Annotated in this window: 13 protein-coding genes; 8 read left to right on the top strand and 5 right to left on the bottom strand. The window is 74.7% G+C overall.

The window, feature by feature from the left end; genetic code table 11:
* Positions 1-12 precede the first annotated feature (12 nt).
* The 3 genes from ABEB06_RS36595 to ABEB06_RS39490 all read right to left on the bottom strand — a co-directional run bounded on the left by ABEB06_RS36595 (position 13) and on the right by ABEB06_RS39490 (position 2032).
* The gene (locus ABEB06_RS36595; RefSeq protein ID WP_345701252.1) at positions 13-1194 is read right to left on the bottom strand and encodes a DUF2306 domain-containing protein; all 1182 of its coding nucleotides are present in this window, start codon (positions 1192-1194) and stop codon (positions 13-15) included.
* Positions 1195-1319: 125 nt separating this feature from the next.
* Positions 1320-1850: a PadR family transcriptional regulator gene (locus tag ABEB06_RS36590; protein ID WP_345701251.1), complete on the bottom strand. Its 531-nt coding sequence runs from the start codon at positions 1848-1850 to the stop codon at positions 1320-1322.
* 104 nt (positions 1851-1954) lie between these two features.
* The gene (locus ABEB06_RS39490) at positions 1955-2032 is read right to left on the bottom strand and encodes a hypothetical protein (RefSeq protein ID WP_464336931.1); all 78 of its coding nucleotides are present in this window, start codon (positions 2030-2032) and stop codon (positions 1955-1957) included.
* Between the two features lie 250 nt (positions 2033-2282).
* Here ABEB06_RS39490 and ABEB06_RS36585 point away from each other — a divergent pair, with 250 nt between their 5' ends.
* Positions 2283-3137, top strand: coding sequence for an SDR family oxidoreductase (locus ABEB06_RS36585; RefSeq protein WP_345701250.1), 855 nt, complete (start codon positions 2283-2285; stop codon positions 3135-3137).
* Between the two features lie 171 nt (positions 3138-3308).
* The gene (locus ABEB06_RS36580) at positions 3309-3923 is read left to right on the top strand and encodes a YdeI/OmpD-associated family protein (RefSeq protein ID WP_345701249.1); all 615 of its coding nucleotides are present in this window, start codon (positions 3309-3311) and stop codon (positions 3921-3923) included.
* Between the two features lie 97 nt (positions 3924-4020).
* Here ABEB06_RS36580 and ABEB06_RS36575 read toward each other — a convergent pair whose 3' ends face one another.
* Together ABEB06_RS36575 and ABEB06_RS36570 are read right to left on the bottom strand one after the other, a co-directional pair.
* Positions 4021-5133: an ABC transporter substrate-binding protein gene (locus tag ABEB06_RS36575; protein ID WP_345701248.1), complete on the bottom strand. Its 1113-nt coding sequence runs from the start codon at positions 5131-5133 to the stop codon at positions 4021-4023.
* Positions 5134-5262: 129 nt separating this feature from the next.
* Positions 5263-8460 carry a M28 family peptidase gene (locus tag ABEB06_RS36570; RefSeq protein WP_345701247.1) on the bottom strand — a complete coding sequence of 1066 codons (3198 nt, stop codon included), beginning with the start codon at positions 8458-8460 and terminating at the stop codon, positions 5263-5265.
* A gap of 219 nt (positions 8461-8679) precedes the next feature.
* On the opposite strand from ABEB06_RS36570, the gene ABEB06_RS36565 reads away from it, so the two are divergent.
* The 6 genes from ABEB06_RS36565 to ABEB06_RS36540 all read left to right on the top strand — a co-directional run bounded on the left by ABEB06_RS36565 (position 8680) and on the right by ABEB06_RS36540 (position 15969).
* Positions 8680-10092: a helix-turn-helix domain-containing protein gene (locus tag ABEB06_RS36565; protein WP_345701246.1), complete on the top strand. Its 1413-nt coding sequence runs from the start codon at positions 8680-8682 to the stop codon at positions 10090-10092.
* A 140-nt stretch (positions 10093-10232) separates the two neighbouring features.
* A complete protein-coding gene (locus ABEB06_RS36560; RefSeq protein ID WP_345701245.1) occupies positions 10233-11375 on the top strand; it encodes a radical SAM protein in 1143 nt (380 codons plus the stop codon).
* Between the two features lie 49 nt (positions 11376-11424).
* A complete protein-coding gene (locus ABEB06_RS36555; RefSeq protein ID WP_345701244.1) occupies positions 11425-12993 on the top strand; it encodes an NAD(P)-binding domain-containing protein in 1569 nt (522 codons plus the stop codon).
* Positions 12990-14249 carry a sugar efflux transporter gene (locus ABEB06_RS36550; protein WP_345701243.1) on the top strand — a complete coding sequence of 420 codons (1260 nt, stop codon included), beginning with the start codon at positions 12990-12992 and terminating at the stop codon, positions 14247-14249. Before ABEB06_RS36555 ends, ABEB06_RS36550 begins: the two co-directional genes overlap by 4 nt.
* Positions 14246-15181: a glycosyltransferase gene (locus ABEB06_RS36545; protein ID WP_345701242.1), complete on the top strand. Its 936-nt coding sequence runs from the start codon at positions 14246-14248 to the stop codon at positions 15179-15181. Before ABEB06_RS36550 ends, ABEB06_RS36545 begins: the two co-directional genes overlap by 4 nt.
* The gene (locus ABEB06_RS36540) at positions 15178-15969 is read left to right on the top strand and encodes a PIG-L deacetylase family protein (RefSeq protein ID WP_345701241.1); all 792 of its coding nucleotides are present in this window, start codon (positions 15178-15180) and stop codon (positions 15967-15969) included. Before ABEB06_RS36545 ends, ABEB06_RS36540 begins: the two co-directional genes overlap by 4 nt.
* Positions 15970-15974 lie beyond the last annotated feature (5 nt).

Genomic DNA, 15974 nt, shown 5'->3' with positions numbered 1-15974 from the left:
GGCGGACCGGGCTCAGGCCGGCGCGGTGGCCGGCGTTGCGGTGGCGGCCGGGGGCGGGGCGAGGGCGAGCACGTGCCGGGCGTACTGGAGGCGGAGGCTGACGACGGCTGTCGCGGCGAAGGCGAGCACGCCGGTGCCGATGCCCGCGCCGGCGGTGAGTGCGGTGAGCCGGTCGAGGTGGAGCGCGTGCTCGAAGAGGACGGTGCAGCCGGCGGAGAACGCGGGCGCGAGCCCGAACGCGGCGAGGTGGATGCTCCACTCCTCGCGGGCCCACCCGCGCCCGGCGCGGCCCGCGGCGGCGCGTCGCCGGGCCAGGAGCGCGACCGCCGACAGGTGCGGGACGAGCAGCGCGACCAGCAGGCGCTGACCTTCCGGCCCGGCGGCGCGGAAGGAGATGCCGAGCCAGGTGAGGCCGAGCGCGCCCGCCAGGTGGGCGGCGAGCAGCAGCGGGCCGGGGGCCCAGCTGCCGGTGAGGCCGGCGACGGTGCGGCGGCGGTCGCCGGCGCGGGAGGCGAGGAGCGCGCCGAGGACGACCAGGGTGCCGAGGTGCATCAGGGCGAGCCGGTTGATGTCCTGCATCGGCAGTCCGGGCCAGAACCGCGGCAGGGTTCCCCATTCGAGGCGCAGCAGCGGGGCGGTCATCAGGTAGCCGTAGCAGAGCAGCATCCAGCGCTGGTGGATGTCGGGCCGGCGGGTGAGGGCGGCGAGGACGCCGAAGGTGCAGGACAGGACGGTGCCGGCCAGGATCACCGCGAGGACGATCCAGAACGAGGCGCCGCCGAACGCGTCCTCGGGCGCGGTGCGGGCCAGGTAGGCGGCGGCCGCGGCCATCGCGGCGTAGACGGCGACGGCGTAGACGGTGCCGAGGGCCCGGTGCAGGCGCCGGCGCCGGCGGACGGCGGTGAGCAGCTGGACCGGGCCGAGCAGCATCAGGGCGGCACCGAGCACGGAGTGGACGATCAGCGCGGTGAGGCTGTGGCCGTACGGCGCGGTGCGGTCCGCGACGGCGTCGGCGACGTACTGGGAGTCGACCGTGTGGGCGAGGAGCCGTTCGCCGAGGGCGGGGGCACCGGGGCGGGCGTAGGGCCAGATCTCGGTGGCGGCGATCGGGGCGTAGCCGATGCCGAGGGCGGCGACGGCGATCGCGGCGGCGCGTACGGCGCGCGGCCGGGACGGTCCGGTGGGGCGGTTCACGGCGGCTCCCCTGCTGCTCGATAGTCCAGAAAGGACTATCGGCACGGTAGAGGCCGCCCCGGGGCCGGTCAATGCTCCCGGCACGCGCTCCTGACATGCTTTCCAACAAGGCACCCGGGGGCGGGTCAGGTGCCGGGGAGCCGCTCCCGGCGGCTGCGCGCCCACTCCCAGAACTCGAGCATCATCCGCTCGTACCGGATGCCGAACTCCAGCGCCTCGCGCTGCCCGGGGGTGAGGAGTTCGCCCACGCTCTCGGCGAGGCCCTCGTACTCGGCGAGGATCCGCCGGTGGCCGCTCAGCTGGGCCGGGGCGAGCTCCTGCGGGCGGGCCCCGAACCAGAGCCGCAGGATCGCGTGCTCGCGCGCCTCGACCGGGACGAAGTCCGGGTCGGCCAGCCACTCCCCCAGCACCTCGCGTCCGCGGTCGGTGAGCCGCAGCAGCCGCCGGTTGCGCCCGCCCTCGCGGCGCACCTCGTGCAGCAGGCCGGCCTCCACCAGGCGGTCGCACTGCGCGTACACCTGGGCGTGCGGGATGGACCAGAACGGCGCGACCGTCGCGGCCGCCTCCACCTTCACGTCGTACGCGCTGGCCTCGCCGAGCTTGTCGACGGTGCCGAGGACGAGGAAGGAAGCGGTGGTCAGCCGCACGTCAGCCATGACACCGGAACCTATCGTGCACGCCCGCCGGGCGACCCCGCGGACGCCGGAGGGCCGGCGGCACGCGCGCCGCCGGCCCTCCACCGCGTCCGATCAGGAATCCGTCAGCACTGCGGCCGACGACCGTGGTTCGCACCACGCCTGGCCCGGGCCTTCTTCTTGCGACGACGCTTCGACGACATGTCCACTCCTCTCGCGGATGCCCCGTTCCCCCACCCTCTCCCGCCCCCGGCGGCGCCGCCATCCGCACGGCCCGCCCGGGGGGCTCCCCGAGCGGCCGGCCCGGACCCGACCCGGCCGGGCGAAACAGGCGTACCGGATTCCGGTCTGCGCCTGTGCGTGCTTCCGTGCGCCCCGGTGACGGGAGTCGCGGGTGGGACGGATGGCGTGGGAGTGTTGGCGCCGCGTACCGAGACGAGGGGGGTTGACGCGATGACGCGTCGTTGGCTGGTGACCGGGTGTTCGTCGGGTCTGGGGCGGGCGCTGGCCGCCGAGGCGGCACGGGCGGGTGACGAGGTGGTCGCGACCGCCCGCAAGCCCGCCTCCCTGGAGGAGCTGGTCCGGGCGTGGCCCGACCGCGTCACACCGGTCGCGCTGGACGTCCGCGACGAGGCGCAGTGCGAGGAGGCGGTGCGGATCGCCGTCGACCGCCTCGGCGGCATCGACGTGCTGGTCAACAACGCGGGCAACGGGATCGTCGGCGCGGTCGAGGAGGTCTCGGACAACGAGCTCCGCGACCAGCTGGAGACCCTGGTGGTCGGCCCGTGGCGGCTCGCGCGGCTGGTCCTGCCGGTGATGCGCGCCCAGGGCGCGGGCCACGTCGTGAACGTGTCCTCGCTCGCCGGGCGGATGGCCTTCCCCGGCCTGTCGGCGTACGTCACCGGCAAGTACGCGCTGGAGGGGATGAGCCAGGCGCTGGCCGCCGAGGCCGGGCCGTTCGGGATCCGCGTCACGGTGCTGGAGCCGGGCGGCTACGCGACCCACTACGGCACCTCCGCGACCGAGGCCGCCGGGCGGCTGCCGGTGTACGACGAGGCGGTCGACCAGATGCTGGGCTCGCTGCGGGCCATGGAGCAGACGCCGGGCCTCGGCCGGGCCGACGACTTCGCCGAGACGGTGGTGCGGATCGTCGGCACGCCCGCGCCGACCCCGCTGCGGGTGCCGATCGGGCCGGGGGCGTACGAGTTCCTGGAGCCGATGCACCTCGCGGCCGGCGACGAGCTGGCGGCGGCGAAGGAGCTGATCGGCACCCCGGAGGCGTGGCCGGCCCCCGCCGCGGAGCAGTAGGCACCCCGCAGGTGCGCAGGCGGACCGCCCGGTGGGCCCGGGCGGTCACGCCGTCGTCTCCCCGTGGCGCCACGAGGTCGCGGGTGGGGGGCGGGCCAGGCCGGTACCGACACTGCGGGCTCATCGAGGCCCCTGACGGGTCGCGCTACCGGGTTGCGGCACTAACCTGCGGTGGTGACCGAAACCGAGCTGGATGAATTGATCGTCGCTGACAGTGCGGCGCTGCGCGCGTGGCTGATGGACAACCACGCCACTTCTCCTGGCGTGTGGCTCGCCCTGACCAGGAAGAGCGGCTCCGTCACCACGCTGACCTGGCAGCAGGCGGTCGACGAGGCGCTGTGCTTCGGCTGGATCGACGGGCAGGCCCGCAAGCGTGACGAGGAGAGTTCCTGGAGGCGGTTCACCCCGCGCCGGCCCCGCAGCGTCTGGTCCCGGCGCAACGTCGCCAACGTGGCCCGGTTGGAGGCGGCCGGCCTGATGCTGCCCGCCGGCCGCGCCGCGGTGGACGCCGCGAAGGCCGACGGGCGGTGGGCGGCCGCCTACGCGCCGTCGTCGGAAGCGGAGGTGCCGGCCGACCTGCTGGCCGCGATCGCCGCCGACCCGGCGGCGCAGGCCATGTTCGAGGTGCTCACCAAGACCAACCGCTTCTCGCTCATCAACCGGGTCAACGCCGTCAAGCGGGCCGAGACGCGCGCCCGGAAGATCGCCGAGTACGTGGCGATGCTGGCCCGGCACGAGACGATCCACCCGCAGCGGGCCAGGCCGGCGGACCCGTCGACCTCGTGACCGGGCGCCTGTCCGGACCGGACGGACCCACGCCGTTGGGCGGAACCGGTGGACCTGGTGTTCGCGGCCCGTCCGGTGGGCGGCGTCGACTCACCGGTCAGCCGGTGCGCAGGACGCGGATGCGGTCGGGGTCGGCCGGGTCCCGGTCGGCGATCTGCACCGGAGGCCACACCCACTGCCGGACGCCGATGCCGGGAGCGTGCGAGAAACCGATCAGGCCGCGGGTCCCCTCGACGGCGACGTCCCCCCACCCGGCGGCGATCCGGGCCCGCTCGGGGCCGTGCAGGCGCAGCAGCTCGGCGAGGACGGCCACGGTGTCGTACCCCTCGAACGCCACGAAGGACGGCGGCCCGCCGAGCCGCTCCCGCAGCGACGCCTCGACCCGGGCGCCGAGCGGCGTGGGCCGCTCGGGCAGGTACCGCAGGAACGGGATGCCGGCGCCGTCCTCCCCCAGCAGCCGGGCCCATGAGGGCAGTTCGGGCTGCCCGGCCGGGGCGCCCAGCAGCAGGCCGGGCAGCCGCGGGTCGTGGCGGACGGCCCGGACGATCGGCACCGCTGGCTCCGGGTGGCCGACCAGCAGCAGCAGCGCGGTGGCCCGGTGCGCGGCGAGCGCGTCGCACAGGTCGGCGGGGGTGCGGGCGCGGGCGTCGAGTGCGAGGACCGCACCGCCGCGCGGTGCGACGCGCTCGCGCAGGATCTCCGTCCCGGCCGCCCAGTAGGTGCTCGGATCGGCGGCGACGGCGATCCGCCGGTGGCCGGCGTCGAGCAGGAAGTCGGCGTAGCGCCGCCAGCCGTGCGACTGCGCGGGGGCGATCCGGGCCACCCACGTGCTGGGCCGGTCGGTGAGCGCGTCGAGCACCGCGGAGGAGCAGAGGAACGGCAGGCCCAGCGCGTCCGCCCGGCCGGCGACGGCGCGGGCGACGACGCTGTGGTACTCCCCCGCCAGTGCGGCCACGCCCAGCCCCGCCAGCTCCTCGACGGCCGCCTCGGCCCGCCCGGGATCGGCGGCGGTGTCCCGGACCAGCAGCTCCAGCGGCCGCCCGCCGACACCGCCGGCGGCATTCACCTCGCGGACCGCCAGTTCCAGCCCGGCGAGCAGCTGCCGGCCCGCTTCGACCCACCCGGGCGGGGTGAGCGGCACCAGCGCGCCGATCCGCACGGACGGCCCGTCAGGGCGCTGTGGTGGCGACGGGGCTGATGGACTGTGCATGCGTCTCCCGGGTGCGTGGCCGCGGCACGGCGGGCGTGCCGACTCCCAGCGTACGGACGGACCGCGGGAACGCGGTGGCGGGTGTGCCGCGCTCCGTCCCCCAGGCCGGTCGCGGCACACCCGCTTCTTTCACCCCATATTCGGTTGGATCTGCTGCCAGAGGGCGGGAACGATCGGCGGTTCCCAGCCCACCTGGGCGGTGTGGCCCTGGATGCACCGGTAGCTGACGCCGTTGTAGGTGACGACGTCTCCGGCCTGGTAGGTCGTGCCGGGCGACCAGGTGCCGGTGCCGGGTCCGCTGCCCACGGTGAGCGTGTAGCTGGTGGTGTGGGTGGCGGTTCCGGCGGCGGTGACGGTGATGGTGTAGGTGCCGGCGGGGGTGGAGGCCGAGGTGGCGACCGTCAGGGTGGCCGAGCCGCCGGTCTGGACGGTGGCGGGGCTGAAGCCGACGGTGGTGCCGGCCGGGGCTCCGGTGGCGCTCAGGTTGACGCTCTGCGCGCTGCCGGCGGTCGTGGTGGTGGAGACGGTGGCGGTGGTGGAGCCGCCGGCGCTGGTGGTGCCGGTGGCGGGGTTGACCGCGAGCGAGAAGTCGTTGCTCGGGGTGGTGCCGCCGACGGAGGTCCGCCAGATGGTGTAGGCGACGCCGTCCGCGCTGCGGTTCAGCGCGGTGGCGCTGATGTTGGCGCTGGTGTCGCAGGAGGAGTGGTAGCAGGAGTCGTACGCCCGGTTGGCGGTGCCGCCCCACTTGGTGGCCTGCGCGGAGGTCTTGGTGGCGCTGGCGCCCGCCGCGTAGCCGGAGGTGGGGATGCCGCCCTGCTGGAAGGAGTAGTCGTCGGAGCGGCCCTGGCCCTCGACGTTCTCCTCGGGCTGCAGGTTGAGCGAGTCCCAGTACGCCTTGAGCGGGGCGGCGGTGGCGGAGGTGACGTTGTTGATGAAGTAGCCGGCGTTGGGCGAGCCGACCATGTCGAAGTTGTAGTAGCCCTTGATGGCGCTGCGCTGGGTGGAGCTCAGCTGGCCGACGTAGTACTGGGAGCCCTGCAGGCCCTGCTCCTCGCCGGTCCACCAGGCGAACCGGACGTGCCGGGTGAGGGTGGGGTTCTGCTGGGCGAGGACGAGGGCGTTCTCCAGCAGGGTCGCGGAGCCGGAGCCGTTGTCGTTGATGCCGGGTCCGGCGGCGACGCTGTCGAGGTGCGCGCCGAACATGGTGACCTGGTCGGCGGGGCCGCCGGGCCAGTCGGCGATCAGGTTGTTGGAGGTGTAGGTGCAGCTGGTGCAGGTCTGCTCGGTGACGGTGTAGCCGGCGGACTGCAGGCGGCCCTTGATGTAGGCGAGCGACTGGCTGTGGCCAGCGGTGCCGGCCCGGCGGTTGCCGCCGTTCTGGCTCGCGATGGTGTTCAGCTGGGTGAGGTGCGCCTGGACGTTGGCGACGTCGATGTCGGGCGCGGAGCCGCCGGGGTTGCCGCCGCCGACGGTGAGCGCGTACTGGGCGGTGTGGACGGCGGATCCGGTGCCGGTGACGGTCAGCGTGTAGCTGCCGGGGGCGGTGGAGGCGCCGACGTTGACGGTCAGGGTCGCGCTGGATCCGGACTGCACGCTGCCCGGGCTGACCGAGGCGGTGGTGCCGGAGGGGGCGCCGGAGACGGCCAGGGAGACGCTCTGGGCGGTGCCGGAGGTGGTGGCGGTGGTGACGGTCGCGCTGGTGGAGGAGCCGGGCTGCACGGTGCCGGCCGCCGGGTTGAGCGCCAGCGAGAAGTCGTTGGTGCCGGACGGGGTGCAGGTCGGGTCGCCGGTCTGGGCGGGGACGCTGACGGCGTCCCAGGCGGCCTTGGTCCGGGTGAACAGCCCGCAGCTGGGGTCGAGGTTCTTGGCGGCGGTCAGCGTGGTGGTGCGGTACCGCTTGTAGGTCATGCCGCTGGTCTTGAGCAGCATGCCGCCGTAGAAGATCCGGCCGGCGTCGCGGATGCCGACGCCGGTGACCTGGCTGTTGTTGCAGGTCGGGCTGGTGGGCTTGCCGCCGCCGGGGCTGGAGCCCTCGGCGAGCAGGTAGAACCAGTGGTTCAGCGGGCCGGCCGCGGCGTGCACCTCGGTGCTCGGGATCGAGGACGAGTAGCAGTTGGGGTTGCCGCTGATCTGCGAGGGGTTGTACATCACCCGGATCGGGCCCTGCCCGACCAGGTTGATCATCTCGCCGACGGTGTAGTCCGGGTTGTCGTAGGGCGCCGACAGGTTGGCGTACGCCTCGGTGAGCGCGCCGAAGATGTCGCCGGTGCCCTCGCCGAGGCCGTTCTCGTTGTTGGCGCCGCCGGGGGTGAACTGGTCGATGCCGTGGCCGAACTCGTGGCCGACCACGTCCATCGAGGAGATCCACTCGTTGGCGTTGTTGTGGCCGATCGAGACGGAGGAGCCGTCCCAGTAGGCGTTGACGTCGCTCAGGCCCACCTTGACCGGCCAGCTGCCGCCGTTGCCGTTGTGGCCGTTGCGGCCCAGCCAGTCGCGGAGCATGTCCCACTCCTTCTGCGCCGCGAACATCACGTCGGCGCAGCCGGTCTCCTTGCTGGTGGAGCTGCCGTTGCCCCAGGAGTCGGAGGACTTGGTGAACACCTGGCCGGTGCTGTAGTCGGCGCAGCTGAGGCCGGGCCGGCCCGGGTCGCGCAGCGAGTAACTGCTGCCGGAGCCGGTGGTGGCGATGGAGACCTGGCCGTTCCACTTGCTGTTGGCGGTGCCGGCCCGGACGTCGTCGTAGCTGTCGGCGACCTCGCCGGTCGTGGCGTCGACGAAGACGTGCAGGCGGCTGGGGGTGCCGTCGGCGGTGCGTCCGGTGAGGACGGACTCCCAGGCGAGCTTGGTGGTGCCTTCGTGGACGCGGACGACGAGTCGGGCCGCGTCGGCGGAGTCGACGTCGGCGAGCGCGGCGCGGGCGGTGCGTTCGGCGTCCTCGGCCTTGACGGCGGCCTTGGTGGGCACGCCGACCGGGCCGGTGGCCGCGGACTGCAGTCCGCGCACCCGGCCCTCGCCGTCGGCGAGCACCACGGCGTCGCCGCCGACCACCGGCAGCCCGCGGTAGCTGCGCTCGTACGAGACGGAGTAGAGGCCGCCGAGCCAGGGGGTGACGGTGCGGCGCTCGTAGGTCTCGCCGGGGCCCTTGGCCAGTGCGTCGAGTCCGGCCGCGGCCGCCTGGTCGGCGGCCGATACGGCGGCGGCGAGCGGGGTGGGGGCGGGGGACGGGCCACCGGCCGGGGTGGGGACGGCGGCCGACTGGCCGGCGGCGCCGAGCAGGCCGGCCAGCACGGCAAGGGTGGTGCCCGCGGTCAGCAGTCTGCGTTTCATCAGAGCTCCTCGCTCATCGGTGTGGGGGTGCCCGGAACCTTCACACGCCGCCATGTGCGGGTCAACGGGGAGCGGGGCCCCGCGAGGGTGGTGGCAAGTTTCGACAAGTCGACTCGCGGAGAGCGCGGTTGAGAGTTGAGAGGTTTAGACCATGTACGGGAACGGGGTCGGTTCGGTAGCGTCTCGGTGTGGGTTCGGCTGCCGGGAGGTGTACGCGCGATGGGACACCCGGCTGGCGGGTGGGAGAGCTTCGGGGCCTGTCTGCGCAGCTGGCGGCGGCGGGCCGGGTACACCCAGGCGCAGCTCGGCGCGGCGATCGGCTACGACCACACCGCGGTCAGCCGCCTGGAGCACGGGGCCCGCAGGGCGACCCCGCGGCTCGCCCTGCGCCTGGACGAACTGCTGGGGGCAGGCGGGGAGTTGGCGGACGCCTGCGGGGCGGCCGAGCGGGTCGGCCGGGAGGGCTCGGCGCTCGCGGAGCCGCTGACCCGGATGCCGCTCCCGGTCGCGGGCGGCGAGGGCGGGCCGGCGGGCGCCGGGTTCGTCCCCCGGGAGCTGCCGGAGTACGGGCTGCTCTGCCCGCTGCACGGCGCCGAGGGGTGCGAACTCCCTTCGGGCGAGGACGTGCTGGCGCTGCACGCGGAGTTCTGCGCGGGCACCCGGGCGGGGGTGGACGCGGACACCGTGCACGCCCTGGCGGGGGCGCTGGTCGCCTGGCTGCGGGCGGCGGAGCCGGCGACCGGCCGAGGGGGCCCGCCGCGCGACGCGGACGGACACCCCGCTCCGGCGACCGGGCCGGAGCGGTCGCTGGAGGGCACGCTGCGGGTGGTCGTGGACCGGCTGGCGGCCTCCGGCGCGCGCGAGCGGGGGGTGTGGGCGCACCTGGCGGCGGAGTACGCGCACGCGGCGGGGACGCTGCGGATGCAGCGCGGCCGGGGCGCGACGGCGATGGTGTGCTTCGACCGGGCGCTCGGCTGGGCCGAGTTGGCCGGGGACGCGCTGACCCAGGTGGCGGCGCTGAGCGACATGGCGGTGCTGAGCCTGCTGGACGGCGACCCGCCGGCGGCCGCGGGGTTCGCCCGGGAGATCTCCCGGGCGGCGCCGGGGCGGCACTGGTCGGGGGCGCTGAGCCAGCTGGGGCTGGCCCGGGCCGAGGCGGCGGCGGGGGACGTCCGGGCCGTGGTGCGGCACGTCGGACGGGCCCGGCTGCACCTGGACCACCTCGACGGGTCGGAGGAGTCTGCGGCGCCGTGGCTGGCGGCCGAGTCGCTGCGGCTGCGGGTGGAGTCGGGGGCGGCGGCGGCCCTGCGGGACGTGGCGGTGCTGTCGGGGGACGTCCGGTTCGCCCGGCGCGCGCTGGGCGCCGCGCAGACCGCGCTGGAACTGCTCGGGGACGGGCAACTCCCGTCCGCCCGGATGATGCTGGCGGTGCGGGCGGCGGACTGCCGACTGTGCGCCGGCGATCCGGCGGCGGCGGTGGAGGTGCTGGCGCCGGTGCTGGCCGAGGCGGCCGGCAGCGGGCTGCCCGCGCTGGTGCGGCACGAGGTGCGGGGCCTGCGGGACCGGCTGGCGGAGCGGGCGGCCGGCCCCGAGGCGGCCGAGACGGTGCGGCGGCTGGGCGCCCTGCTCTGAGCACCTGATTGCGCTGATTGGTCATCAATGTCCGTCCCGCTTCGTACTTTTGCGTTGACGTCGCAACACTGCGTCAACTAGCGTCGCTGGTCGGCGCTCGCGTGGGAGCGCTCCCACACGAGCAGGAGACACAGAGTCCCATGGACGAGTCGCGTACCCAGCTGGGGGATGCCGTCGGCACCCGGTTCGTCGAACGCAACCTCGATCTCGTCGGCAAGCTCTACCAGCGTTCGGTCTTCCCGGCGGTCCTGGACGTCGCGCACGGCGGCCGCCTCCCCTCGCCCCTGGTGGTCGACCTCGACCCGACCACCGTGTGCGACCTGGCCTGCCCCGAGTGCATCAGCTCGCAGGTGCTCCACCACGGCCAGATCGGCCAGGACCGGATCGTGCGCCTGGCCCACGAGCTGGCCGACTCCAAGGTCCTGGCGGTCATCCTGATCGGCGGCGGCGAGCCGCTGATGCACCGCTCGGCCGGCCGGATCATCGAGGTGCTGCACGGCGCCGGCATCAAGATCGGCCTGGTCACCAACGGCACCCAGATCCACCGGTACGTCGACCAGTTGGCCGAGATGCTGTCCTGGGTGCGGGTGTCGATCGACGCCGGCACGCCCGAGACCTACGCGGCCTTCCGCCCGGCCCGCGGGAAGCGCAGCGTCTTCCCCCAGGTGATCGAGAACATGCGGCTGCTGGCGGGCCGCAAGCGCGGCCGGCTCGGCTACTCGTTCCTGCTGATGCAGCGCCACGACGCGGACGGCCGGGTGGTGGAGTCCAACTACGGCGAGGTGTACCGGGCGGGCGTGCTGGCCAAGGAGATCGGCTGCGACTACTTCGAGGTCAAGGCGATGCTGGACGAGGACCACTACACGGTCAACCAGCGCGCCGAGGACGTGGCGGCGGTCGAGGAGCAGGTCGCCCGGCTGCGCGCGCTGGAGGACGAGCACTTCCACGTGCTGCACTCCTCCAACTGGCAGGCGGTGCGCAGCCACACCGACGCGGTCCAGCCGAAGGACTACCACCGGTGCGCGATCGCGGAGCTGCGGACCACCGTGACGCCGACCGGGGTGTTCGTCTGCCCGTACCACCGGGGCAACCCGAAGGGCCGGATCGGCGACATCCAGGAGTCCTCGTTCGCGGAGCTGTGGGCGGCGGCGGACACCTCGGTGATCGACCCGAGCACCGACTGCCGGTTCGTCTGCGCCCGGCACCCGTCCAACCAGGAGATCGCGCTGCTGCCGACCCGCCTGCGGTCGGAGCTGTGCGACGACTTCGACCCCTTCATCTGAGCGTGCGCCCGGCCTTCGGCCGCACGTCGTCGACGAGCTTGGAGCCGCCATGCGAACAGCCGTGATCGGTGCCGGTCCGGCGGGGCTGACCTGCGTCCGGCAGGCCCGTGCCGCGGGCCTCGACGTCGTCTGCTTCGAGCGGCACGCGGACCTCGGCGGGATCTGGAACCCCGCCGCCGAGGGCGTGTACGCCGGGGTGCGGATGCAGAGTTCGCGGATGAGCATGCCGTTCTCGGACCACCCGCCGGGCTTCGCCGCGGACTTCCCGACCCAGGCCGAGGTGCAGGGGTACCTGCACTCGTACGCCGAGCGGTACGGGCTGCTGGACGCGGTGGAGTTCGACAGCGAGGTGGTCCGGGTGGCCCGCGCGGACGGCGGCGGCTGGCGGGTGACCGCCCGCACGCCGGACGGCCGGGAGCGGACCGGGGCGGTGGACGCGGTGATGGTCGCCAACGGCGAGCTGTGGCGCCCGCGGCTGCCCGCCCGGCTGCCCGGCCCGGACGCGCCGGTGCGGGTGCTGGCCTCGCCGGCGTACCGGGGCGCGGCGGAGTTCGCCGGGCAGCGGGTGCTGGTGGTCGGCGGCGGGGTGAGCGGCGCGGACATCGCCGCCGACCTGGCGGGCACGGCGGAGCGGGTGGACTGGTCGGTGCGGCGGCGGCAGCTGTTCCTGCCGCGCAGCCTCGGCGGGCTGTACAACGACGCGCTGTTCTCGTACGCGGGCCGGGTGGCGGTGGAGGAGCTGCCGTACGCCGAGTACCTGGCGTGGATGGGCGAGTTGGAGCCGGAGTACCTGGCGATGTACCGGGCGACCGGGCTGCTGCCGGAGCGCGGCTTCCACGGCGCGGTGCACGTGAACGAGCGGATCGTGCCGAAGGTCCACGCGGGCGAGGTCCGCGCGGTGGCGGCGTTCGGCGCGTTCGCCGCGGACGGGTCGGTGGAGTTCGCGGACGGCACCGCCGGGCGCTACGACGCGGTGGTGCTGTGCCTGGGCTACGAGATGCCGGACTACGGCTTCCTGGAGCCGCTGCCCGGCGAGCCGCTGCGCCGCGAGGACCTGTACGAGCACCACTTCTGGCGGCACGACCCGACCCTGGCGGTGGTCAACACCCCGGTGGACACAGAGGCGTTCGGCACCGCGTGCCCGTACTTCGAGGCGGTGGCGGGCTGGGTGCTGGCGGTGCACACCGGGAAGGCGGCGCTGCCCGGTGCCCGGGAGCGGGCCGCGTGGTGCGAGCGGCACCTGGGGGCGCTGGAGGACCGGCGCTACCTGGACTGCTGGCTGGAGACCGTCCGGCTGGGCCTGCTGAGCGGGAGCCTGCCGGACCCGGCGGTGGACTTCGGGGCGTACTGGACGCTGGTGTCGAGCCGGGTGGACCCGGCGCACCTGCAGCCGGGGCGGGCCCGGCCGGAGCCGGCCGCGCTCGACCACCGCCTCGACCTGGCCGGGGTGCGGCACCGGATCCTCGCCGCGCTGGGGCCCGGGGTGGGCCGGCGGCTGCTGGCCGCCGGTCAGGTGGACGAGGCGGACCTGGCGGCGGCCGCGGCGGTGCCGGCGGGCCGCGAGCTGGCGCCGTGGCTGCCCTACCGGCAGCGGGAGAACGTGGAGGCGGGGGCATGACCGTGGACGGTGTGAAGGAGCTGGCGCCGGCGGCGCCCGCGGGGCGCTGGCGGCTGCTGGCGGACCGCTCCGTGCAGAGCCTGATCGGCGCCAACGGCGTGGTGGGCCTGGCGGGCGCGTTCGTGGTGCCGAGCGTCAGCCTGTTCCTGAAGGACGCGGTGGGCGCCACCGCGCTGATGATCGGGCTGTTCTTCGCCGCCCGCTCGGTCGGCGAGATCGGCACCGACCTGGTGATGGGCGTGGTCTCGGACCGGATGCGCGACCGGCGGACGGTGCTGGTGCTGACCGCGCTGCTGAACGCGGCGGGCGCGCTGTGCTACTCGCTGCTGCGCGACTACTGGGTGCTGCTGCTCGCCGGGATGGTCTGCTTCGGCCTGGGCGGCGCCTGCTTCGGGCAGCTGTTCGCCTTCACCCGGGAGCTGGCGGAGGACCGGGCGGTGGACGCGCCGTTCTTCAACGGCATCCTGCGCTCGGTCACCTCGCTCTCCTGGGTGGTCGGCCCGCCGGTGGCGTTCTGGCTGGTCGCGCAGTGGTCGTTCACCGTGCTGTACGCGGCGGCGGCCGGCCTGTCGCTGCTGGCGGCGGCGATCTGCCGCTGGGGCCTGCCGTACCTGGCCCGCCCCGAGCGGGCGGACGCGGCCGGTGCGGGCCTGCGGGGGGCGTTCGCCGGGCTGGGCGGGCGGACCGCGCTGCTGCTGGCGGCGACCGTGCTGCTGCTGGGCGCCAACATGATGTACCAGATCGACCTGTCGCTGCGGGTCACCTCGGAGCTGCACCTGAGCGCGGCCTTCGCGGGCCTGCTGCTGGGGCTGAGCGCCTGTCTGGAGATCCCGCTGATGATCGCGGTGGGCACCTGGGCGGAGCGGATCGGCAAGGCCAGGCTGCTGCTGGCGGCGACGGTCTGCGCGACCCTGTTCTTCGCGGCGCTGCCGCTGGCGGAGAGCCGGGCCGCCCTGCTGCTGCTCCAACTGCCCAACGCCTTCTGGACCGCCGTGGTGATGAACATCCCCGTGGTGATGCTCCAGGACGCCCTGCCGGGCCGGGCGGGCACCGCGTCCTCGCTGTACGCGAGCGCGTTCAAGACCGGCATGTTCCTCGGCGGCCTCGCCGTCGGCACGGTCGCCACCTGGACGGGCTACGGCCAGGTGTTCTGGGTCTGCGCGGGCCTCACCGCCGCCGCCGGCCTGCTGGTGTTCCTGGCCCGGGGCGCCCGGGGCCCCGTCTCCCACCCCCTCGACGAAGGGAGCGCCGCATGAGCGCGCCGCCCGCCTGCACGGTGATCGTCCCGACCTACAACCGGGTCGCCCTGCTCCGGCACACCCTGGACGCGCTGGTGCGCCAGCGGCTGGAGCCGGGCGACGGGTTCGAGGTGGTCGTGGTGGACGACGGCTCCACCGACGCCACCGCGGAGCTCGCCGCGTCCTACCGCGACCGGCTGGACCTGCGCTACTTCTTCCAGGAGGACCGGGGCTACCGGGTCGCCGCCGCCCGCAACGTGGGCATCGCCCACGCCCGCGCCGAGGTGTGCGTGCTGGTCGACTCCGGCGTGGTGCTGCACTCGGGTGCGCTGGCCGCCCATCTGGCGGCGCACCGGGCGGCCGACGGCCCGGTGGCGGTGACCGGCTACGTCTTCTGCTTCAACGAGGGCAACGAGGACGGGGAGCTGATCGCCAAGGCCATCGACCACGCCGACCCGGACGCCTCGATCGCCGCGTTCGCCGCCGAGGGGCGGTGGCTGGACCTGCGCGAGACGTACTACGCGCGCTACGGCGAGGACCTGGGCGCGCTGACCGCGCCCTGGCTGATGTGGTGGACCTGCAACGTGTCCGCGAACACCGCGCAGCTGCGCGAGGTCGGCGCCTTCGACGAGGCGTACCGGGCCTGGGGCGCGGAGGACGTGGACCTCGGGTACCGGCTGCACACCGCGGGCGCCCGGTTCGTGCTGCGCCGGGACGCCTCCTCGCTGCACGTGCCGCACGAGAAGAGCTACTCCGGCAACATGGCCGCGGCCGCCGCCAACTACCGCTACTTCGCGGCGAAGTACGACACCCCGGTGGCGCACCTGGTGCCGGACCACCACTTCGAGGAGATCGAGGACATCCTGCGTTCGCGGGGCCTGGCGCCGGGCCGGCCGAGCCCGCTGTTCGGCACGGCGGTGCGCGGCGTCGAGCCGGAGCAGGCGCGATGACCCCGCCGGTGATGGGCAGTTGGACGGAGTGGTACCTGCGGACCGAGCGCTCGGCGGGCACGGTGCTGGTGTTCGCGCCGCACCCGGACGACGAGGTGATCGCCTGCGGCGGCACGATCGCGCGGCTGGCCGCCGAGGGCGCGCGGGTGCGGATCGTGTTCGCGACCGACGGCGCGATGTCGCACTCGGCGGTGCTGGGCATCCACCGCGATCCGGCGCCCGCCGAGCTGCGGCTGATCCGCCGGGGCGAGGCGCGCGCGGCGGCGAAGGAGCTCGGCCTGCCGGAGGACGCGGTGCACTTCCTGGACTTCCCGGACACCGCGCTGGCCGGGCACCTGGCGGCCTTCCGGGCCCGGGTGCTCGACGTGCTGCGGGTGCACCCGGGCGTCAGCGAGGTCTACCTGCCGCACGAGGTGCGGGAGTTGAACGCCGACCACCGGCTGACCGGGGAGACCGTGCTGGCCTGCCTGGCGGAGCTGGACCTGACCCCGCTGATCCACCGGTACGTGGTGTGGGACGAGCGCACCGAGCAGGAGTTCGCCTTCGTCAACCGCAACCCGCCCGCCGCCGGAGCGGGGGTCGCCGAGCGGCTGGTCACCGTGGACATCACCGAGCAACTGCCGCGCAAGCAGGCCGCGTTCCGCGCGCACCGGACCCAGGTCGAGCTGTACGCCCCGGGGCAGACCCGGCCGGTCGTGCCGGAGCCGTTCCAGCAGCGCGTGTTCACCACCCCCGTCGAGGAGTTCTGGATCACCGAGCCGGCCGCCGTCCGGCTGGAAGTGGAGTAGCCGCC

It is taken from the genome of Kitasatospora terrestris (assembly GCF_039542905.1).
Taxonomy (GTDB): Bacteria; Actinomycetota; Actinomycetes; order Streptomycetales; family Streptomycetaceae; genus Kitasatospora; species Kitasatospora terrestris.
The sequence above is the reverse complement of the archived record's forward strand: the minus strand, read 5'-3'. Positions and strand labels throughout refer to the sequence as shown.